The organism is Streptomyces sp. NBC_00572 (genome assembly GCF_026341815.1).
GTDB lineage: Bacteria > Actinomycetota > Actinomycetes > Streptomycetales > Streptomycetaceae > Streptomyces.
The window spans coordinates 1,764,602-1,784,987 of the sequence record NZ_JAPENX010000001.1; the positions used below are offsets into that span (position 1 = coordinate 1,764,602).

The window sequence follows — 20,386 nt, forward strand, 5'->3', positions numbered from 1 at the left end:
GCTCGATCCCACCCCTCCCCGACGCGCTAAGGACACCCGACATGCACCGCGCATTGATCGTTGTGGACGTTCAGAACGACTTCTGCGAGGGCGGCAGCCTCGCGGTGACCGGCGGCGCGGACGTCGCCGCCGCCATCACCGACCTGGTCGGCCAGACGGCGGGCACCTCCTACCGGCATGTGGTCGCCACCCGCGACCACCATGTCGACCCGGGGGCGCACTTCGCGCCGGCCGGCGAGGAGCCCGACTACGTCAGCTCCTGGCCGGTGCACTGCGTGGCCGGTACCGAGGGGGTCGGCTTCCACCCGAACTTCGCGCCGGCCGTCGCCAGCGGGGCGATCGACGCGGTCTTCGACAAGGGCGCGTACGACGCGGCGTACAGCGGTTTCGAGGGGCGCGACGAGAACGGGCGGACGCTCGCGGAGTGGCTGCGAGAGCGGAACGTCACCGAGGTCGACGTGGTGGGCATCGCCACCGACCACTGCGTCCGGGCGACGGCCCTGGACGCGGCCCGTGAGGGCTTCCGGACCCATGTGCTGCTCGAACTGACGGCCGGCGTCGCGAAGGAGACGACGGACCGGGCCCTGGAGGAGCTGCGGACGGCGGGCGTGGAGCTGACCGGCAAGCCCGTGGTGGCCTGAGCGTCCCGGCGAGCCCGCGTGGTCGCCTGAGCGTCTCCGTGCGGATCAGGCCGCCGGTTCCTTGGGGAGAGACCGTACGGGGTGCCAGAGCTCCTGGGCGGCGCCCGGGGCGGATCTCCACAGCAGGCCGTCCGGGTGGTGCAGGACGGCCGTGATCTCGTCCGGGGTGGGCGGCTCGCTGTTCCCGCGGAGGTAGACCGCCCGCAGCCCGAGGTTCCGCAGCCGGGTCAGGGCGCGGGCACGGTTCGCGGCGTGGACCAGGAAGCGGACACTGGCGCCGTCGCGGGCCGGGCTGGGCAGCCCTATGGCGACGACCACGCTGCCTCCCGGCAACTTGCAGAACCCTCCGTTGGGCATGCGGAACCACTCCCCCGTGGATCGACTGTCAATAAGAACATCGGTCTGAACTGTCAGACGCACCTAAACACGATCGGCCGCCGCCCGCTAGAGGGCGACGGCCGATCATGATTTGACCTGCAGTTTTACTGCTTACTTCGTGGACGGACCCACGCGAACCGTGATCGTCTCGCCGTTCTTCGGCTCCTTGACGACCTGGATCTTGGTGTTGGTGTCAGTTACCTGGACACCGGCGCGCGCCGTCTCCTGGAGCCAGTACGTGCCCTTGCGGTCGTCGAAGACCGGGTTGCCCGGCAGCGACGGGACGAAGGCAGCGACGTCGGCCTTGTGGAGCAGGAGGCTGTCGGTCCGGTAGGTGCCGAAGGTGGAGTCGTAGGCCTGGACGCGGTTGCGCATCAGGCTGCCGTCCTTGAACTTCAGCGGGGTCGGGTGGGAGTCGATCGGAAGGATCAGACCCTGGCCCGGGTGGACCGCGGTGTTGTTGTCCTTCTGGGAGAGGTCCCACTTCCAGATGAGCAGACCGTTCTGGTACGGGTAGTGCTCGACCCAGCTCGCCTTGTCACCGGTGAACCCGAAGTTGTACGGGCCGACCTTGAGGGTGGCGTCGTACGAGACGTACTGGCGGTTCTCCGCGATGTAGTACTGGTCGTACGACTTCGTGAAGCCCTTGCCGACCCGCGAGAAGCCCTTCGCGACCCAGCCGTTGTCACCGTTCTCGGCGTTGTCCGAGAAGACGGTGGCACCGTCGGCGGTCAGCGTGATGGCGTCGGCCGTGAAGCCCTTGCCGCCGGCGCCGCCGTCCGTCTGGTAGCGGAAGCGGAGGTCGAACTTCTTGCCCGCGTAGGCGTCGAGGCCGTAGACGAGCTCCTTGTGCGTGCCCGAGACGTCGGTCAGCGCCGGGGCGCCGCTGGCGTCACGCGGGAGCGGCTTGCCGTCGGCGGTGCCGTCCAGGGCCGTCCAGTTGGCACCACCGTCGGTCGACACCTCGGTGTAGAGGTAGTCGTAGTCGAGCTCGATGTCGTACCAGCCCTTGAGGTTCAGGGAGGCGGACGTCTTGCCCGTCAGATCGACGGAACGCGTCAGGGTGTTCTTGAGGTCGTCACCCATGTTGCTCCACCACTGCGTGGCACCCTCGGCGGGCGCGACGACATCGGTGGTGACGGCCTTCTTCGGCAGCTCGACGACGAGCGCCTGGGGGTTCTTGGTGTTGTACGCGGCCACACCGAGCTTGTGCGTGGAGTTCCAGGCGCGAGCCTCGTTCGCCACCTTGGTGTAGTTCAGCCAGCCGAGCTGGAGCTTGTCCCAGGCGTTCATGTCGCCGGGCAGGTCGCCGATGGCGTCCTTGCCGCGGCCGAGCCAGGAACCCGAGGACATGAGCGACCAGAAGCCGGTCGAGTTCTCGGCACCCTTGGCACCGGAGGTGTCGTACAGGTCCGGCAGACCGAGGTCGTGGCCGTACTCGTGCGCGAAGACGCCGAGGCCGCCGTTCTCCGGCTGCATCGTGTAGTCGCCGACCCAGATGCCGGAGTCACCGATCTGCGTGCCGCCGGCCTTGTTGTTCGCCGGACCGGTCTTGCCCGCGTTGGTGCCGTAGGCGTACCAGCGGTGGGCCCACAGGGCGTCGCTCGCCTGGGCGCCGCCGCCCGCCGACTCGTCCTCGCCCGCGTGGACGATCTGGAAGTGGTCGATGTACCCGTCGGGCTCGTTGAAGTTGCCGTCGCCGTCGAAGTCGTACCGGTCCCAGAGGTCGTACTGGGCCATGTCGGCCTTGATCTGGGCGTCGGTGCGACCCTTGGCCTTCTGGTCGGCGACGAAGGCGGTGACGCCGTCGCGAACCGCGTCCCAGACGTTGGCGCAGTTGCTGTTGCCGCAGTAGTTCGAGCCGTAACGGGCCTCGTTGTACTCGACCTTGACCCAGTCGGAGACGCCGCCGTCGACCGAGTAACGGCCGGACGAGGTCTTCTCGTAGTAGGTCTTCAGCGACTGCTTGGGCTGTCCCTTGGCGTCCTTGCCGGTGCCGAAGTACAGGTCCTGGAAGTGCTTCTGGTTGTAATCCGCCTGCCAGGCCGTGGAGTTGTCGTGCTCACGGTCCGGCTGGGCTATCTGGTTGTGCAGGGGGCCGGGCGTGCCGCCGAACTTCGGCTTCGGCTCGGTCGTGTCGTCGTCGGCGCGGTCGACGAGGGTGGTGTTGTCCACCTTGTCGCCGAACTCGACGAGGATCGTGAAGATCTTGTCGGTCTTCTCGCGGCCCAGCTCGACGAACTTCTTGTCGTCGAGCTTGACCACCTGGGAGCCGCCTCGGCGCTCCACCTTCGACTCGCCGCTCAGCACCTGCTCCAGGGCAGCCTTACGCTGCTGATCCTGCTGCTCGCTGAACGGGCCCTCGAGGTCGTGGTCGACGGCCGTCTTGTCGATCCCGGCGCCGGGCGCCGGGTCGTGACGGACATCGGCCGACGTCACGCTGCCGTGATTGTCGGCCCAGGCGGTGGTGAAGGTCGAGGCGGTGGCGGCGGTGGCCGCGAGCGCTACGACGACTGCGGACGCTCTGATCGCCCGTCGTCTGTTGGTCACTTGATATGTCCTCCCCGGCGCCCGCGCTCTCGGACCGAAGGTGGGGTGTCCGTCCGGCGGGGTCGCGCGTCACAAGTGACGACATTCGACCGGAGGGAGACAAGAAAAGACAGATCTTGACTTGCACATACCAACTGCACTATGTGGGAGCGAGATTTCGATTATCGGACACTTTACGGTCCCTCCCCGGCTGCCTCTGCGACCTCAACAGGCGCATTGACGGCGGCACTTGCCCGCCCGGATGACTCCGTGCGCCCCCCGTGCACCCGGCACCGTGGGTTAGGTCACGCTTACGTTTGGTCCGCTCGGGCATCCCTGTCATAGAGCCGGACCATTGTCCTGAGAGGGCGGTATTTGTCATGCAGCGTCCGAACGCCGCGCAGCTCGCCTACGGTTCGGCCACCGTCGTCCTCGCGACCGTCGCCCTCCTGCTGCTCTCCGGTACGACGACCACGCTCGGGATCACGGTGATCAGCCTCGCCGGCCTGCTGCTCGGACTGCTCGTGGCGGTGACGATGCCGGTGCGGACGACGACCGTCAAGACCACCGCACCGACTCCGGCCCCGGCTCCGGCACCGACTCCGGCACCGACTCCGGCACCCGCCGTGAACGAAGAGGTCCGGGCACCGGCCGCACGCGTGGGCGTGGGGGCCGATACCCGGACCGGTTCGTAGCGGGTTCCGTCACTGCGGGACGGAGACCACCACCGTCTTCGCCGCCTTGTCGTGCAGACCCTGCTTGTAGGGCTTGTCGACCAGGATCAGGATCAGGATCAGCAGCGGCCACAGGCAGGCGCAGCAGATCAGCGCGGGCAGCCAGAGCACGATCGCGCGCAGCAGCGACTGGTTCATCGGGGGCGTCGAGCCGTCGTTGAGCATCGCGACCCGCAGCTTCATCCACTTCTTGCCGAGGGTCTGGCCGTTCCTGGCCACCATCACCGTGTCGTAGGCGACGTACGCGACGATCGTGATCAGCTGGAAGACCAGCTGGCTCCCGCCGTTGAGGCTGTTGACCGTGTCGCCGAAGTCGTTGCCGTCCCTGGTCGCCCGCGAGTAGATGTCGAGCGGGATGCCGATGATCGCCAGCGGGATCGCGATGATCAGCCAGTCGATGATCCGGGCGATGATGCGCTTCCCGGACTCGGCGAGCGGCGGCATCCCGGAGAGCGGATCGGTACCGCCGTAGCCGGCACCGTAGCCGCCGTACGGAGGCGGGGGCGGCGGCATGTTGTCGTACGGAGAACCGCCCGAGGGGCCGTACGGGGAACCTCCCGAGGGACCGTACGGACTCCCGGGCGGGGGGTCTCCCGGAGGAGGCCCCTCCGGGGGCGGACCCGACGGTGGCGGCTCGCCCGCGGAGGGCGGCGGGGGCTCCTGCGGCCTCTTGAGGAACGGGTCCTCCTCGGGCGGCTGGCCGGGCGGCGGCTGGTCGGTGCTCATGGGGGCAGTGCATCCCGGGTGCGGCGCCCCCGCAAGGAATCACCGCCCGTTCGGGGGACCCCACCCCCTGGGGGGGGTCCCGTCAGCCCTTCGGAGGTCAGCGCGCCACGAAGGTACGGGCGGCCTTGTCGTGCCAGCACTGGCGCCAGGGACGGTCGAACAGGCACCACAGGACGTTGAGGACGCCGATGGCCAGGAGCCCCAGGACGCTGTAGACGAGCCAGCGGCGCAGGGCCGCCCCGAACCTCGGCGGCTGGTGCGCCTCGATGTCCCGCACCTCGATCCCGCACAGCTTCTTGCCGAGGGTGCGGCCCCACTTGACGGTGGGCAGCACCTCGTACAGGACGCCGATGACGAACAGCGCGGCCAGCACGATGCCGAACTGGACGGAGGTCGTGCCGTCGAGCAGCCAGACCTGGACGGTGACCCCGGACTGTTTGGCCGCCTCGATCTTGCCGTTGATGTGGTCGAGGGCGGCGGTCACGAACGGGAAGGCGGCGGCGCCGACGAGCGCGCCCAGGACGACGGTGTCGATCAGCCGGGCGAGCAGCCGCCTGCCGTGCCCGGCGGGGCGTGCGGAGGCCTGCGCGCGGGCCGCCTGGACGAACAGGTCGTCGACGGGCGGCTTCCAGGGGACGACGGGCTGCTGCTGCTCCGGGGGCTGCGGCTGCTGGGCCTGCGGCTGTTGCGGCTGGGGCTGCTGGGCCCAGGAGGGCGTCGCGGGCGTGGGGGTCGGAGCGGGCGCCTGATGAACGGGCGTGGGGGCCGCTGCCGTGGGCTCAGGAGCCGGTTGGGCGGCCGGCTGGGGCCGAGGGGCCCGCGGGGTCGGCTGGGGCTGCTGAGGGGCCGGGGTGGGCGTGGGGATCCGCGTGACGGGCATCCCGCCGAGACGCGCCGCTCCCCCGGTCGCCCGGGGGTCCGCCGCCGGGGCGGCGGACCGCGCCTCGGCGGGCTCGCTCGCACCGGCGACCGGCCAGTCCGCGGGGGTACGCGGGTCGGGGGCCTGCGGCGCCCCCCAGGAGACCTTCTGGTCGCGGTCGCCGCCGAAGCCGGTCTGGCGGGAGGTGTCCGCCTGCCAGGCGGAGGCGGGTTCCGCGGCGACCGGCTCCTCGTCGAAGAAGACGGGCCCGGTCTCCTCCACGGCGGGGACGGGTGCGGGTGCGGGGACGGGCGCGAGGGCGGGCGGCTGCGCCCGGGCCGGCAGGGAGGCGACGGGGCGCACGGGTTCGAGCTCCGCGACGGGCTGCGCCTGGAGCTCGGGCCGGGGCTGCTGCGGCTGGTGCGGCTGCTCGTGGTGCTGCTGCTGTTCGTGGTGCTGCACGGGCTGGTACTGCTGCTCGTGCGGCTCGTGGTGGTGCGCGACGACCGGTGCAGGGGCCGGGCCGGAGGCCAGGATCGGGCCGGCCGGGATCGCCGAGGCCGGCGGATGCGGCGGAACCTCACCGTCCGTGGGGGCGGGCCTGCTCGTACCGGGAACCCAGGCGCCCCCGTTCCAGTACCGGATGTACCCGGGAATGGACGGGTCCGGGTAGTACCCCGCCTGCGGTACCTCTCCGCCGCCTCCAGGAGGAGTAGCCACTGCCCCGACTCCGTTCAGTCACAACGCCTTTGATCCGCACGGCCGCGTGCCGGGCGTGCCGCGCCCAAGGAGGACAGTAACGAAGAACGTCCCCGAGGGAACAAAGAGCCCGCGAGAAAGCCCGCCTTCGGGGGGACGCGTACCGGAATCGATCACTCCCGGTGATGTTCGGGCCGGTACATCCGGTCGGGCGTACGACCCGTCACCCCACCTCTCATCCGGACCGCCATCCGGCCCGTCATCCGGCCCGTCGTCCGGCCCGGAAAAACTTCCCGAAAAAACTTCCCGAAGTCGCGTAATGAAGTGCGGGCACCCCGCTCTCTCCCTGTGAAGGCCCGCACGGGGCCGGTCCGCGAGAGGGAGTACGACCATGCAGAACACCGACAACACCACCGTCGAGCGCGAGCTGGAACTGAAGCTGGTGCTCTCGCCCGAGCGCGCCGTCCCCGTCCCCGCCCGGCTCGCCTACCGCACCGGCGACCCGTACGCCGTCCACATCACCTTCCACATCGGCACGGACCACCCGGTCAACTGGACGTTCGCGCGCGAACTCCTCGTCGAGGGCGTGTTCCGCGCGTGCGGGCACGGTGACGTGCGGATCTGGCCCACCAAGGTCGACGGCCGCAGCGTCATCCTGATGGCGCTCTCCTCCCCCGACGGCGACGCCCTCCTCGAAGCCCCCTCCGCGCAGGTGTCCGCCTGGCTGGAGCGGACCCTGCGCGCGGTGCCGCCGGGCACCGAGTCCGAGCGGCTGGGCATCGACGACGGACTCGTCGAACTCCTGGCGACCACCGTGATCGCCGACGACCTGTGGCTGCGCGACCCGTGGCCGTCGGACGAGTCGCAGGACGGCGAGCTGTGAGCCCCGTACCGGACGAGTCCGTACGAACGTCAGAACAGCTTTCCGGGGTTGAGCAGCCCCAACGGGTCGAACGTGGCCTTGATCCCGCGCTGGAGCTCCAGACCGACCGGCCCCAGCTCCCGTGCCAGCCATTCCTTCTTCAGCACGCCCACTCCGTGCTCGCCGGTGATCGTGCCGCCGAGCTCCAGCCCGAGCGCCATGATCTCGTCGAAGGACTCCCGCGCGCGCCGGGACTCGTCCTCGTCGTGGTGATCGAAGCAGACGACGGGATGGGTGTTCCCGTCGCCGGCGTGCGCGCAGACGCCGATGGTGAGGTCGTACTTCTCCGCGACGGCCGCCGTGCCGTCGAGCATCTCGGCCAGCCGCGTCCGTGGCACGCACACGTCGTCGATCATCGTCGCGGGCTTGATCGTCTCCAGGGCCGTGAGGGAGAGCCGGCGCGCCTGGAGGAGGAGTTCGGACTCGGCCGCGTCTGCGGCCGGGACGACCTCGGTGGCGCCCGCCGCCACGCACAGCTCCCCCACGGCGGCCAGATCGGCGGCCGGGTCCGGGGTGTCGAAGGCGCACAGGAGCAGCGCCTCGGTGGTGTCGGGCAGACCCATGCGCGCCAGCTTGTTGACGGCCCGGACGGTGGTGCCGTCCATGAGTTCGAGCAGCGACGGGGTGTGGCCGCGCTCCATGATCGTGCAGACGGCGGCGCAGGCGGCGGCCGCGGAGGGGAACTCGGCGGCGAGCGCGAGCTGCGCCGGAGGCTGCGGCCGGAGCGAGAGCACGGCCTTGACGACGATGCCGAGGCTGCCCTCCGAACCGACGAAGAGCCTGGTCAGGTCATAGCCGGCGACGCCCTTGGCGGTGCGGCGGCCGGTGGTCAGGAGACGGCCGTCGGCGAGGACGACGTCGAGGCCGAGGACGTACTCGGCCGTCACCCCGTACTTCACACAGCACAGGCCGCCGGAGGCCGTGCCGATGTTCCCGCCGATGGTGCACGTCTCCCAGCTGGACGGGTCCGGCGGGTAGTAGAGGCCGTGTTCGGCGACGGCACGTGACAGCACGGCGTTGACGACACCCGGTTCGACGACGGCGATCCGGTCGACCGGGTTGATCTCCAGGATGCGGTCCATCTTGACCAGGGAGAGCACGATGCAGCCCTCGGAGGCGTTGGCGCCGCCGGAGAGGCCCGTGCGGGCTCCCTGGGGGACGACGGGGACACGGAGTTCCGTCGCGGTGCGCATGACGTGCTGCACCTGTTCGACGGTGCGCGGGAGCACGACGACCGCGGGGGCGCCCGCCTCGCAGAAGCTCGCCATGTCGTTCGCGTAGGAGGCGGTCACGTCCGGATCGGTGAGCAGCGCCTCGGCGGGGAGCCCGGCGCGCAGCCGCGTCAGAAGATCGTCCATGCGTCCAGCGTGGCACCCGGGGCCATCGGTGTGAACCCGCCGGGGCAGGCGCTTCGTGTGCTCTTCGTACAGGTGCGGGCGGGCGCACAGTGAGCGCCATGAAGACGCAGAACGTGTCGAGGACGGTCCTGGCGGCCGGAGTGGGCGCGGTGCTCGCGGCGACGGCACTGCTGTACGTCCCCGAGCTCGTCGGCCAGGGGCCGCCGCGCCCGCCCGGTCCGGCGGAGCGGGCGACGATCGCGGCCCACGCGGGCGCGCAGGCCTCGCTCCCTGACCTGGCCGCGCTGATCACGGACCGGGAGGAGTGGCTGCGGGCCCACCCGGACGACGAGGCGTCCTGGGCGGAGCTCGGCGCGGCGTACACGCAGCGGGGCGCGCGCCTGGGCGACGTACGGGACTATCCGCGGGCCGAGCGGGCGCTGCGGCGCTCCCTCGCCGAACGGCCCGCCGCGAAGGGCAATACGGACGCGCAGCTGGGGCTCGCGGCGCTCGCGGGGGCGCGCGGCGACTGGAAGTCGGCCAAGGAGTGGGGCGAGCAGGTCCGGAAGGCGGATCCGCGCCGCTGGCCCGCGTACCCGGTCCTGATGGACGCGTACAACGGTCTCGGGGAGTACAAGGCGGCCCAGAAGGCGATGGAGACCCTGGAGGGGCTCCACACGGGCGCGGTGGTGCGGGCCAGGGCCGCGCAGACGTTCCGCGACCGGGGCTGGCGCGAGGACGCCGAGGTGGCGGCCCTCGACGCGGTGGCGCTCGCGGTGACGGACGCGGACAAGGCGGCCTCGCTGGCACGGCTCGGTGACCTGGCGTGGGAGCGGGGCGAACCGGACGAGGCGCTCGCACGGCACGGGACGGCGCTGGCGCTCGTACGGGACCACGGGCCCTCGCTCGCGGGCCGGGCGCGGGCGCTCACGGCGCTCGGCCGCACCGACGAGGCGCTGCGGGACTGGCGGGCCGCGCTGGCCCGGCTGCCGCTGCCGGAATACGTCCTGGAGGCGGGCGAGCTGTCCGAGTCGCTGGGCCTGGACGGGGACGCCCGGGCGCTGTACGAGCGGCTGCGGACGGGCACGTGGGCGGGGGGCGAGGTGACCCTGGCGCTGCTCGACGCGGATCACGGCAACGCGGCGGCGGCGGTGACCCGGATGCGGGCGGAGTGGGCGCGCGGGCACCGCTCGGTGCGGGCGGCGGACGCGCTGGGGTGGGCGCTGTACCGGTCGGGCAAGACCGCGGAGGCGCTGGGGTACGCGAAGCTGGCCACGGAGGAGGGCCTGCGGAGCGCGCTGTTCTCGTACCACCGGGGCGAGATCGAACGTGCCCTGGAGGAACGCGGCCCGGCCCGCCGCCACCTGACGGAGGCGCTGCGGATCAACCCGTACTTCTCGCCGCTGCTCGCGCCGAAGGCGACGGAGGCGGTGACGGCCCTGGGCGAGCCCCCGGACGAACTCCCGAAGGAACTCCGCCCGGAGCCGGAGACGCCCCGGCGGGAGGGGTCGGGCGGCACGACGGGCACGTCGAGCACACTGGCGAGGCCCGCGGCGAGGTAGGGCTGGGGCGGAGAGTTGCGGCGTCCCGGGCAGGCCCCGTGTCCCGCCGGGACGCCGAGGGTCGCACCGGGGCGCTCGGCATCGGCCGGGCGTCCGGGACGGCCCGGTCGGTGGCGCGCGGTGAGGGGCCCGGGGCGTGGCCCCGGGCCCCTCACCGTGCGGGCAGCCTCTAGAGGTTGCCGCGCTTCTCCTGCTCGCGCTCGATGGCCTCGAAGAGCGCCTTGAAGTTGCCCTTGCCGAAGCCCATGGAGCCGTGGCGCTCGATCATCTCGAAGAAGACGGTCGGGCGGTCCTGGACCGGCTTGGTGAAGATCTGCAGCAGGTAGCCGTCCTCGTCGCGGTCGACGAGGATCTTCAGCTCGCGCAGGGTCTCGACGGGCACGCGGGTCTCGCCGGCCCACTCGCCGAGGGTGTCGTAGTACGAGTCGGGGGTGTCGAGGAAGGAGACACCGGCGGCACGCATCGCGCGCACGGTGGCGACGATGTCGTTGGTGGCGAGGGCGATGTGCTGGACGCCGGCGCCGCCGTAGAACTCCAGGTACTCGTCGATCTGCGACTTCTTCTTCGCGATCGCCGGCTCGTTGATCGGGAACTTCACCTTGAGGGTGCCGTCCGCGACGACCTTCGACATGAGGGCGGAGTACTCGGTGGCGATGTCGTCGCCCACGAACTCCTTCATGTTCGTGAAGCCCATGACCTTGTTGTAGAAGCCGACCCAGTCGTTCATCTTGCCGAGCTCGACGTTGCCGACGCAGTGGTCGATGGCCTGGAAGGTGCGCTTGGCCGGCGGCTCGACGATCGGCTTGGCGGCGACGAAGCCCGGCAGGTAGGGGCCGTCGTAGCCGGAGCGCTCGACGAGGGTGTGGCGGGTCTTGCCGTACGTGGCGATGGCGGCGAGGACGACGGTGCCGTTCTCGTCCTTGAGCTCGTACGGCTCGGTGAGGCCGGTGGCGCCGTGCTCGACGGCGTAGGCGTACGCGGCCCGGGCGTCCGGCACCTCGATCGCCAGGTCGACGACGCCGTCACCGTGCTCGGCGACGTGGTCGGCGAGGAAGCGGCCCCGGTCGGTCGCGACCTTGATGACGGAGGTGAACACGAACCGGGCGGCGCCGTTGGTGAGGACGTAGCTGGCGGTCTCGCGGGTGCCGTTCTCCGGTCCGGAGTAGGCGACGAGCTTCATGCCGAAGGCCGTGGAGTAGTAGTGCGCGGCCTGCTTGGCGTTGCCGACGGCGAAGACGACCGCGTCCATTCCCTTCACGGGGAAGGGATCGGCCTGCCGCGCGGTGGAGGGGGTGTGATCGATGGTCTCAGTCATGGCAGCAATGTCCCGCCGTTCTGCAAGGTGCGCAAGAGTTCGCTGATCCACTGGTCATGTTGCACAGCGACGGGCGAGTATGGCCGTGCGACTTGTACATCCTGACCATGGGGAGACCGCTGTGGCGATCGATCATTTGGACGGCCGGCTCATCACGCTCCTCGCGCGCGAGCCGCGCATCGGGGTCCTGGAGGCCTCCCGGCGGCTCGGGGTGGCGCGCGGCACGGTCCAGGCACGGCTCGACCGGCTCCAGGCGAGCGGGGTGATCAGGGGTTTCGGGCCGCAGGTGGACCCGGCGGCGCTCGGCTATCCGGTGACGGCGTTCGCGACGCTGGAGATCAAGCAGGGGCAGGGAGCGGACGTACGGGGGCACTTGGCGACGGTGCCCGAGGTGCTGGAGCTGCACACGACGACGGGCCACGGCGACATGCTCTGCCGCCTCGTCGCCCGCTCGAACGCGGACCTCCAGCGGGTGATCGACAAGGTGGTGGCGTTCGAGGGGATCATGCGGGCGTCGACGGCGATCGTGATGGAGAACCCGGTGCCGCTGCGGATCATCCCGCTGGTGGAGCAGGCGGCGGGCGAGGAGCCGCGGTAGACCCGCCGGACGCGAGGAACCGGTTGCAAAGAACCAGTTGCAAAAAAACCCTTGCAACTGGTTCTTTGCAACTCTACGCTCCGAGTATGTCCGAGCCCGAGGAATACCTGAGCCGCCGGCTGGACCCGCGCTCCCTGCGCGGGCTCGCCCACCCGCTCCGCATCCAGCTGCTGCGCACCCTGCGCCGACACGGCCCCGCCACCGCCTCCCAACTGGCCGAGCAGCTGGGCGAGTCCAGTGGTGCGACCAGCTACCACCTGCGCCAGCTCGCGGCCCACGGCTTCGTCGAGGACGATCCGACACGGGGCAAGGGACGCGAGCGGTGGTGGAAGGCCGGCCAGCAGGGCACGAGGGTCGACGCATCGCTCTACGAGAACCCGGACCCGGAGGTCCGCGGCGCCCTCGACATCTACGTCCATGAGATCGCGACCATCCACACGCAGGAGCTGAGCACCTACCTCGGCACCCGGCACGACTGGGACCAGGCCTGGCTCGCCGCCTCCGACATGAGCGACTTCACCCTGCGGCTACCCCCCGAGAAGCTCCGCGAGCTCGACGAGAAGATGCACGCCCTCATCGAGTCCTACCGGGACACCGAGGACGGAGACGCGCCGGACGCCGAGCGCGTACGGATCCATCTGCACGCGTTCCCGCAGCACGAGAACTGACGGAAGGAACCCCTCAGCCATGCACGCCGACATACACCTCCAGTTGCACGCCCTGACCGCCGCCGAACTCCACCGCGAGGCGGCCGCCGCCCGGCGCCACCCCGCCACCCGCCCGGCCCTCCCCACCCTCCGCGTCCAGCTCGGCTGGACCCTCGTCGAGCTGGGCCTGCGCCTGGCCACTCCCGCACACCGCCGTCCGGTCACCCTGGCCGCATGACCGCTCCGGGGGGACACGACACGGATACGACGAAGAAGGGGCCGGCGACGAGGGACCGGATCCCCCTGGCGACCGCCCTGGCCGCCAACGCCGTATCCATCACCGGCAATTCACTCACCCTCATCGGCGTTCCGTGGTTCGCGCTCGACACCACGGGAAGCCCCGGCAAGGCCGGGCTCGTCGCCTTCTGCGCGGCCCTGCCCGTCCTGGTCTCCGCGATCGCCGGAGGTCCGGTCATCGACCGGCTCGGCCGTCGCCGGGTCAGCATCGCCTCCGACCTGGTCTGCGGGCTGGCACTGGCCGCGATCCCGCTGCTCAACCGGGCCGGTCTCCTGCAGTTCTGGATGCTGTGCGCCTTGATGGCCGTCACCGGGCTCTTCCACGCCCCCGGCGAGACCGCCCGCAACGTCCTCATCCCCGACCTGGCCCGGCACGCCGGCACCCCGCTCTCCCGCGCCGCCAGCCTCTACGACGCCGTCTCACGCGGGGCCCGTATGACCGGCGCCGCCCTCGCGGGCCTCCTCGTGGCCTTCATGGGCGCCGACACCGTCCTGTACGTCGACGCCGCCACGTTCGGCGCCTCCGCGCTCCTCGTTCTCGCGGGACTGCGCGGCATCCCGTCCGCCGAGCCCTTGCGGGGAGCCCCGCCGCTCTCCCCGGCCGCCTACCGGGCCGATCTGCGGGAGGGCTACGCGTTCCTGCTGCGGACCCGGCTGCTCGTCGGCATCAGCCTCACGATCATGACGACCAACGGCCTTGCGCAGAGCTGGGGTTCGGTCCTCCTGCCGCTGCACGCCCGCGAGGAGCTCGGCGGTTCGGCCTCGCTCGGCCTGCTCGTCGCCGTCTCCGGGGGCTGCGCTCTCGTCGGGGCGCTGCTCTACGGGGCCGTCGGCCACCGCTTCCCGCGCCGCCCGGTCTTCGCGGTCGGATTCCTGCTCACCGGCGCCCCGGCGTACGTGACGGCAGCCTTCACCGATTCCACCGTGCCGTTGCTCGTGGTCATGGCCCTCGGCGGGCTCGGGGCCGGAGTGCTCAACCCGATCCTCTCCACGGTGTTCTACGAGATAGTCCCCGAGGAGCTGCGCAGCCGCGTCGGCGGGGCCAGCACGGCCTCCGTACTGATCACCACCCCGCTGGGCGGGCTCGCCGCCGGATTCCTGGTGGAGCGGGCGGGACTCACCTCGGCGTTGCTCGCCGTCGGCGGCGTGTACTTCCTGGCCTCGCTCTCACCGCTGGTGTTCCCCGCCTGGCGGGGGATGGAAGCCTCCCGGGCCGCCCCCGCGGGCAGTGCGGGGCTCAGCAGACCGGAACCTTCGACTCCTGCCCCTGTTCCAGGGCCCGCAGGGACGCCGCCGCGTCGCTGAGCGCGGTGACGGGGATGAGCCGCAGGCCCTGCGGCAGCTCGGCCTCGGCGTCCGAGCACTCGGCCTTCGGTACGAGGAAGACGGTCGCGCCGTCGCGGGCGGCCGCCTGGGTCTTCAGAGAGACCCCGCCGACGGCGCCGACCGTTCCGTCCGCGTCGATCGTGCCCGTACCGGCGACGATCCGGCCGCCGGTGAGGTCACCGCCGGAACCGTCGCCCGCGAGTTTCTCGACGATGCCGAGGGAGAAGAGCAGCCCGGCGCTGGGCCCGCCGATGTCGGCGAGGTGCAGGGTCACCTTCACCTTCTCGGGGTCCATCTTGAGGTAGTCGAGGGCGGCGAGGGTGGCCGAGTCCTGCGACTCCTTCATCTGGCCCAGGTTGTGCTTCTCGATCTCGGCGTCGGACTTCCCCGCGGGGTAGACGGAGTCGTGCGGCAGGACGGCCCGGTCGGTACGGAACCAGGCGTCGGCCACGTCCCCGAAGTCCACGTCCGTGGACGGCCCGGTCGCGACGATCGTCGTCATCCGCAGCTGCCCATCGGTGGGCCGGACCGGGGCGCCGGTGATCGTGATGATCTCCCGCCCCTTGTCCTTGCCGAGCACGTCGGCGGTCGTACCGGGCTGCGCGATGGCATAGGGCAGCGGCGCGAGGCCGACGACGGCGAAGAGCGCGGCGACGGGCAGGGCGCAGAGCGCGAGAGCACGGGGACGGGAGAGACTGGAGAGCACGCCCCCAATCTACTGGGGCGCGTCTCCCGGGACACCCGAGCTACCGGGGCACGGGCAGGTGGCGGGCGAAGAAGGACCGTACGAGCCCCCGCACCGCGGGCACCGAGACCCGGGGGTCGACGGTGCCGACCATCTCGGCACGCCCGGCGGCGGTCGTCAGACCGGCGGCCTGGAGCTGCGGGACGAGGGCCGCGTAGTCGGTGAAGACCCAGTGGTCGCTGCCGGCGAGCTGTCGGCGGGCGACGGGGCCGCCGTGGGCGAGCAGCGCCGACCAGGAGCGGTCGAGCCGGTCATCGCGGAAGCCGTCGGTACCGGCGAGGAGCAGCGGCCGGTCCGTGCCCTCGCGGGCCACCGGGAGGAGTGCGCCGTCCAGCCAGGGTACGGCTCGCGCCCCGCCCCTCCCCCGTGCCCGAGCTGCACGCGGCGCTGCTGATGCTGGGCGCCCCGCATGAGGGGCTGCTCTTCGGCCGCTGGCGGGGCAGGCTCCTGCGGGCCCTGCCGGGCGCGGCCGAGCCGCTCGCGGAGCTGTCGCCGGGCGGGACGGCCCCGTACTTCCTCGACGTCCTCGGCGAGACACGGGAGGAGGGCTTCGCGCTGATCCGGTCCGCGCGGCCGGAGGTCGTACGGTCCGAGCTGGCACGGGTGTACGCGGGACGGGGCACCGTCCCGCCGTGGATCCGGGCCCTGCGCGCCGGGGACGCCGAGGCCTGGGCAACGCTCGACCGGGCCCAGCGGGCGGCGTACGAGACGGTCCTCGCGCCGGTGTGGCCGCTGGTCCAGGACCTGCACCGGGCGGAGTTCACCCGGTACGCGCTGACGGCCGCCGAGTGGGGCCTCGCCGCCGCCCTGGCGGCGGTGGCCCCGGGCTCACGGCTGCGCAACGGGGTCTGGGAGTGGCCGGCGGGCCCGGCGGGCGGTGAGGTCCGGCTCGGCGGGCGGGGCCTGGTCCTGCTGCCGACCTTCCACTGGCGGGGTGGCCCACTGGTCCAGGACCTGCCGGACCGCCCGGTGGTCGTCGCGTACCCGGCGGGCGAGGGCCTGCCGCTCACCCCGGAACCCCGGGGAGAGGGCCTGGCGGCGATCCTGGGCCGCACGAGGACCGCCGTGCTGCACGCCCTGGCGCAACCCCGCACGACGACGGACCTGGCCCGCCACACCGGCACAAGCAACGCGACGGCCTCGGCCCACGCGACGGCCCTCCGAACAGCGGGCCTGATCACCACGACAAGAACAGGCAGATCGGTCCACCACGAACAGACCCCCTTGGGGGCCCTGGTCGTGGGCATGCGTTCCGCCGGGGCGGTGGGGGCACCCCCGGACGAAGTCCGGGGGAGGGTGGACACAACAACCCCGTAGGGCGGCACCGACGAACTGAAGGCCGCCCCCAGGGCCGTAACCGAGTGAGCCGCGCCCTAGGGGGTGTCTGACGATTCCCGTCGGGGCCGGCCCTAGCGCAACGCGTCGGCGACCTCGCGGGCCGCGTCCACCACCCGCGGCCCGACCCGCTCCGGCACCGCGTCCGCGAGCATCACGACGCCGACGCTGCCTTCCACGCCCGTGACGCCGACGAGAGGCGCGGCCGCACCGCTGGCGCCCGCCTCCAGTTCGCCGTGGGTGAGTGTGAAGCCCGGTTCGATCAGGCCGCCCTGGCGGGCTGCGAGGATGGCGCGGCCGGCCGCGCCCCGGTCGAGCGGGTGGCGGAAGCCGGCCCGGTAGGCGACGTGGTAGTCGGTCCAGGTCGGTTCGACGACCGCGACCGCGAGCGCCTCCGCGCCGTCGACCAGCGTCAGATGGGCCGTCGCACCGATGTCCTCGGCGAGGGAGCGCAGCGCGGGCAGCGCGGCCTCCCGGACCAGGGGGTGGACCTGGCGGCCGAGCCGGAGCACGCCGAGGCCGACGCGGGCACGCCCGCCGAGGTCGCGACGGACGAGGGCGTGCTGCTCCAGGGTGGCGAGCAGCCGGTAGACGACGGTCCGGTTGACACCGAGTTTGTTGGACAACTCGGTGACGGTCAGGCCGTGGTCGGTGTCGGCGAGCAGTTTGAGGACTCTGAGTCCCCGGTCGAGCGTCTGGGAGGTCTCCGCGGTCACGACGCCCTCTCCTTCGGAGTGAGTGGCGGCGGGGCTCTCACGGGGTTGCGTCACCGGTCCCGTCGGCGACGCACGTCAGAGGCCGCCGGCAGGAAGGGGTACACCGGCTGCGCTCCGCGGCGGCGCTGCCACGGGGCGATTGCTTTTGAGCCGGGACAGTAGCGACCCGCTCCGCTCAGCGGAAGACCTCGTCCAGAATCCGGGCGCCGCCGACCGTATAGAGACGGTTCGGGACCTTCGTCGGTCGGACGCGGGACTTTGGCGGACAAGATCGGCTTTGTCGTGCACGTAGCGTGGAGGTGCCCGGAGGCCGACCGTGGGGGCCGGTCTCCGACGCCGTTCCGCCGCCGCTCCTTCACCGGTTCCGCCGCGGTGGGACGAGTGAGGCCCGTACGAACGCCGTCGTACGGGCCTCAGCTGTTCATCCGACGGGTCACCGCATCCGGGTGGCCCACTCCTGCACCTTCTTGATCCGTTCCCGGATCTGGCCGGCGGTGGCCTCCGCGCTCGGCGGCCCGCCGCACACCCGGCGCAGCTCCGTGTGGATCACGCCGTGGGGCTTGCCGGTCTGGTGGACGTACGCGCCGACCATGGTGTTGAGCTGCTTGCGCAGCTCCAGGAGCTCCTTGTGGGAAACGACAGGACGCCGCTCGGCGGGAAGTTCGAGCAGATCCGCCTCGTCGTCCGGCTTCTTGCGGCTGTGCGCGATCTGCCGGGCCTGGCGCTTCTGGAGGAGCAGTTGGACCTGGTCGGGTTCGAGGAGGCCCGGGATGCCGAGGTAGTCCTGCTCCTCAGCGCTGCCGGGGTGGGCCTGCATGCCGAACTCGGCGCTGTTGTAGAGGACGCGGTCGAAGACGGCGTCGGACTCCAGCGCCTCGAAGGGCAGCATGTCCTGCTCGCCGGTGTCCTCGTCCTGCTGCCGCTCGGCCTCGGCGAGTTCCTTCTCGGACTCGGCGTACGGGTCCTCCTCGCCCTGCTTCTTGGGCTTGTCGAGGACGTGGTCGCGCTCGACCTCCATCTCGTTGGCGAAACCGAGGAGGCTGGGGATCGTGGGAAGGAACACGGAGGCGGTCTCGCCGCGCCTGCGCGAACGCACGAAACGGCCGACGGCCTGCGCGAAGAAGAGCGGGGTCGAGATGGTCGTCGCGTACACCCCGACGGAGAGACGGGGCACGTCGACGCCCTCGGACACCATGCGGACGGCGACCATCCAGCGGTCGTTGTTCTCGCTGAACTCGTCGATGCGGTTCGAGGCGCCGGTGTCGTCGGAGAGGACGACGGTGGCCTTGGTGCCGGTGATCTCGCGGATCAGCTTGGCGTACGAGCGGGCCGAGTCCTGGTCGGAGGCGATGACGAGCCCGCCCGCGTCGGGGATGGACTTCCGGACCTCGGTGAGCCGCTGGTCGGCGGCCCGGAGGACGTTCGGCATCCAGTCGCCCTTCGCGTCGAGGGCGGTGCGCCAGGCCTGCGAGACGGCGTCCTTCGTCATCGGCTCGCCGAGGCGGGCGGCGATCTCGTCACCGGCCTTGGTGCGCCAGCGCATGTTGCCGCTGTAGGAGAGGAAGATGACGGGCCGGACGACGCCGTCGCCGAGGGCGTTCCCGTAGCCGTACGTGTAGTCCGCGGAGGACCGCCGGATGCCGTCGTTCCCCTCCTCGTACGTGACGAAGGGGATGGGGTTGGTGTCGGAGCGGAAGGGGGTGCCGGTGAGCGCGAGCCGCCGGGTGGCGGGCTCGAAGGCCTCAAGGCAGGCCTCGCCCCAGGACTTGGAGTCTCCGGCGTGGTGGATCTCGTCGAGGATGACGAGGGTCTTGCGCTGCTCGCAGCGGTTGCGGTGGAGCATCGGTCGGACGCCGACACCGGCGTAGGTGATGGCGACCCCGTCGTACTCCTTGCTGAGCGGCCCGGCGCTGTAGTCCGGGTCCAGCTTGATGCCTATCCGCGCGGCTGCGGCGGCCCACTGCTTCTTGAGGTGCTCGGTGGGCGCGACGACGGTGATCTGCTGCACGACGTGGTGGTGCAGCAGCCAGGACGCGAGGGTCAGGGCGAAGGTCGTCTTGCCGGCGCCGGGGGTGGCGACGGCGAGGAAGTCACGGGGCTGCTCCTGGAGGTACCTCTCCATGGCGCCCTGCTGCCAGGCTCGCAGCTTGCCGGCGGTACCCCATGGGGCCCGGCCGGGGAAGGCGGGAGAAAGGTGATGGGAGGAGGTGGTGGTAGTAGTCACGATCTCCGGGTTCGACGCTCGTCCAGATATGACAACCGGGCCACCTTACCGGTGCGGGTGCCTCGCCCCACCCCCGGCGAGGGTGTGGCGAGGCCGCTTGAGAGAGTCCTCACAGCTCCCGCAGCCGCTGCGCAATGCCGGAAATGTCCCCCTCGGTGCCGGCCGCGACATCAATGACCAGCGCGTATGCCCGGTCCTGGTCGACCTCGGCGAGATCGACTCCGTTCACGGCGAGGAAGGTCGCCGCGGAGAGCCAGGCGGCGCGCTTGTTCCCGTCGACGAAGGGGTGGTTGGCGGCGAGCGCGTGGAGCAGCACGGCCGCCTGCTCCCAGAGATCGGTGTACGCGCTCTCGCCGAACATCCGGGCCCTCGGCCGGTGCACGGCGGACTCCAGGAGCCCGGGGGCCCGCAGCTCGGGCAGGCCCTCGCCGGTGAAGGCGATCCGGGCGATCTCCTCGACCTCTGCGACGGTCAGGAACCGAGTGGTCGCACGCGTGGTCATTCGCCGAGCCTCCTCAGGAGGGACTGGTGCCCCAGGGCGAGGCGCATGGCCTGCTGCCGCACGAAGGCGGCCTCGACGACCAGGAACCGGTCGAGGGCCTGCTCGGCCAGCTCCTCCGGGGTGACGCCACGGGCGTCGGCGAGGTCGGCGAACCCGTCGCCGACCGGAAGGGTCATGTCACGCATGGCCCGAGGGTACGGAGGCGGGCACACGGCCGCGAAGGCTTTACGGGCCGCGCCGGCTCCACGGGCCGTGGCTGACGGTCTCGGGGCCGGCCCCTGCACCGGGCCGGTG

Annotated in this window: 21 protein-coding genes; 9 read left to right on the forward strand and 12 right to left on the reverse strand. The window is 71.6% G+C overall.

Annotation, left to right across the window (positions count from 1 at the left end; genetic code table 11):
- Positions 1-41: 41 nt before the first annotated feature.
- A complete protein-coding gene (locus tag OG514_RS08065; RefSeq protein WP_266892338.1) occupies positions 42-641 on the forward strand; it encodes a nicotinamidase in 600 nt (199 codons plus the stop codon).
- Positions 642-686: 45 nt separating this feature from the next.
- Here OG514_RS08065 and OG514_RS08070 read toward each other — a convergent pair whose 3' ends face one another.
- Positions 687-998: a hypothetical protein gene (locus OG514_RS08070; RefSeq protein WP_266892340.1), complete on the reverse strand. Its 312-nt coding sequence runs from the start codon at positions 996-998 to the stop codon at positions 687-689.
- 132 nt (positions 999-1,130) lie between these two features.
- Positions 1,131-3,569, reverse strand: coding sequence for an immune inhibitor A domain-containing protein (locus OG514_RS08075; protein ID WP_266892342.1), 2,439 nt, complete (start codon positions 3,567-3,569; stop codon positions 1,131-1,133).
- Positions 3,570-3,928: 359 nt separating this feature from the next.
- Between OG514_RS08075 and OG514_RS08080 the strand changes: the two genes are divergently transcribed.
- Entirely contained in the window at positions 3,929-4,243 is a 315-nt protein-coding gene (locus OG514_RS08080; RefSeq protein ID WP_266892344.1) for a hypothetical protein, read from the forward strand.
- Positions 4,244-4,252: 9 nt separating this feature from the next.
- On the opposite strand, the gene OG514_RS08085 is transcribed toward OG514_RS08080, so the two are convergent.
- Both OG514_RS08085 and OG514_RS08090 read right to left on the reverse strand, forming a co-directional pair.
- On the reverse strand, positions 4,253-5,008 hold the full coding sequence (locus tag OG514_RS08085) for an RDD family protein (RefSeq protein WP_266892346.1): 756 nt from the start codon (positions 5,006-5,008) through the stop codon (positions 4,253-4,255).
- 97 nt (positions 5,009-5,105) lie between these two features.
- Positions 5,106-6,587 carry an RDD family protein gene (locus tag OG514_RS08090; RefSeq protein WP_266892348.1) on the reverse strand — a complete coding sequence of 494 codons (1,482 nt, stop codon included), beginning with the start codon at positions 6,585-6,587 and terminating at the stop codon, positions 5,106-5,108.
- A 370-nt stretch (positions 6,588-6,957) separates the two neighbouring features.
- Here OG514_RS08090 and OG514_RS08095 point away from each other — a divergent pair, with 370 nt between their 5' ends.
- Positions 6,958-7,449, forward strand: a complete 492-nt coding sequence (locus OG514_RS08095) for an SsgA family sporulation/cell division regulator (protein WP_266892350.1) — start codon at positions 6,958-6,960, stop codon at positions 7,447-7,449.
- Positions 7,450-7,478: 29 nt separating this feature from the next.
- Here OG514_RS08095 and OG514_RS08100 read toward each other — a convergent pair whose 3' ends face one another.
- Entirely contained in the window at positions 7,479-8,846 is a 1,368-nt protein-coding gene (locus tag OG514_RS08100; protein ID WP_266892352.1) for an FAD-binding oxidoreductase, read from the reverse strand.
- A 98-nt stretch (positions 8,847-8,944) separates the two neighbouring features.
- Between OG514_RS08100 and OG514_RS08105 the strand changes: the two genes are divergently transcribed.
- On the forward strand, positions 8,945-10,387 hold the full coding sequence (locus OG514_RS08105; RefSeq protein ID WP_266892354.1) for a lipopolysaccharide assembly protein LapB: 1,443 nt from the start codon (positions 8,945-8,947) through the stop codon (positions 10,385-10,387).
- A gap of 169 nt (positions 10,388-10,556) precedes the next feature.
- Here OG514_RS08105 and hppD read toward each other — a convergent pair whose 3' ends face one another.
- On the reverse strand, positions 10,557-11,702 hold the full coding sequence (hppD, locus tag OG514_RS08110) for a 4-hydroxyphenylpyruvate dioxygenase (protein ID WP_266892356.1): 1,146 nt from the start codon (positions 11,700-11,702) through the stop codon (positions 10,557-10,559).
- 121 nt (positions 11,703-11,823) lie between these two features.
- On the opposite strand from hppD, the gene OG514_RS08115 reads away from it, so the two are divergent.
- The 4 genes from OG514_RS08115 (at position 11,824) to OG514_RS08130 (ending at position 14,549) form a co-directional block, all read left to right on the forward strand.
- Entirely contained in the window at positions 11,824-12,300 is a 477-nt protein-coding gene (locus OG514_RS08115) for an Lrp/AsnC family transcriptional regulator (protein WP_266892358.1), read from the forward strand.
- A gap of 86 nt (positions 12,301-12,386) precedes the next feature.
- Positions 12,387-12,968 (forward strand): transcriptional regulator, encoded by a 582-nt coding sequence (locus OG514_RS08120; protein ID WP_266892360.1) that lies wholly within the window; start codon positions 12,387-12,389, stop codon positions 12,966-12,968.
- Between the two features lie 19 nt (positions 12,969-12,987).
- The gene (locus tag OG514_RS08125) at positions 12,988-13,185 is read left to right on the forward strand and encodes a hypothetical protein (protein ID WP_266892362.1); all 198 of its coding nucleotides are present in this window, start codon (positions 12,988-12,990) and stop codon (positions 13,183-13,185) included.
- Complete coding sequence (locus OG514_RS08130) at positions 13,182-14,549, forward strand: MFS transporter (protein ID WP_266892364.1); 1,368 nt, start codon at positions 13,182-13,184, stop codon at positions 14,547-14,549. The genes OG514_RS08125 and OG514_RS08130 overlap by 4 nt, the downstream gene beginning before the upstream one ends.
- Here OG514_RS08130 and OG514_RS08135 read toward each other — a convergent pair.
- Entirely contained in the window at positions 14,482-15,276 is a 795-nt protein-coding gene (locus OG514_RS08135) for a S16 family serine protease (RefSeq protein WP_266892366.1), read from the reverse strand. The genes OG514_RS08130 and OG514_RS08135 overlap by 68 nt on opposite strands.
- Before the next feature lie 40 nt (positions 15,277-15,316).
- Positions 15,317-15,628 carry a hypothetical protein gene (locus tag OG514_RS08140; RefSeq protein WP_266892368.1) on the reverse strand — a complete coding sequence of 104 codons (312 nt, stop codon included), beginning with the start codon at positions 15,626-15,628 and terminating at the stop codon, positions 15,317-15,319.
- Positions 15,629-15,708: 80 nt separating this feature from the next.
- On the opposite strand from OG514_RS08140, the gene OG514_RS08145 reads away from it, so the two are divergent.
- Entirely contained in the window at positions 15,709-16,632 is a 924-nt protein-coding gene (locus OG514_RS08145) for a helix-turn-helix transcriptional regulator (RefSeq protein WP_266900787.1), read from the forward strand.
- 92 nt (positions 16,633-16,724) lie between these two features.
- On the opposite strand, the gene OG514_RS08150 is transcribed toward OG514_RS08145, so the two are convergent.
- From OG514_RS08150 to OG514_RS08165, 4 genes are all read right to left on the reverse strand, one after another.
- Positions 16,725-17,366: an IclR family transcriptional regulator gene (locus tag OG514_RS08150; protein WP_015033894.1), complete on the reverse strand. Its 642-nt coding sequence runs from the start codon at positions 17,364-17,366 to the stop codon at positions 16,725-16,727.
- 433 nt (positions 17,367-17,799) lie between these two features.
- Positions 17,800-19,590: a DEAD/DEAH box helicase gene (locus OG514_RS08155; RefSeq protein WP_266892372.1), complete on the reverse strand. Its 1,791-nt coding sequence runs from the start codon at positions 19,588-19,590 to the stop codon at positions 17,800-17,802.
- A gap of 109 nt (positions 19,591-19,699) precedes the next feature.
- Entirely contained in the window at positions 19,700-20,092 is a 393-nt protein-coding gene (locus tag OG514_RS08160; RefSeq protein ID WP_266892374.1) for a type II toxin-antitoxin system death-on-curing family toxin, read from the reverse strand.
- Positions 20,089-20,277, reverse strand: coding sequence for a hypothetical protein (locus tag OG514_RS08165; protein WP_266892376.1), 189 nt, complete (start codon positions 20,275-20,277; stop codon positions 20,089-20,091). The genes OG514_RS08160 and OG514_RS08165 overlap by 4 nt, the downstream gene beginning before the upstream one ends.
- Positions 20,278-20,386 lie beyond the last annotated feature (109 nt).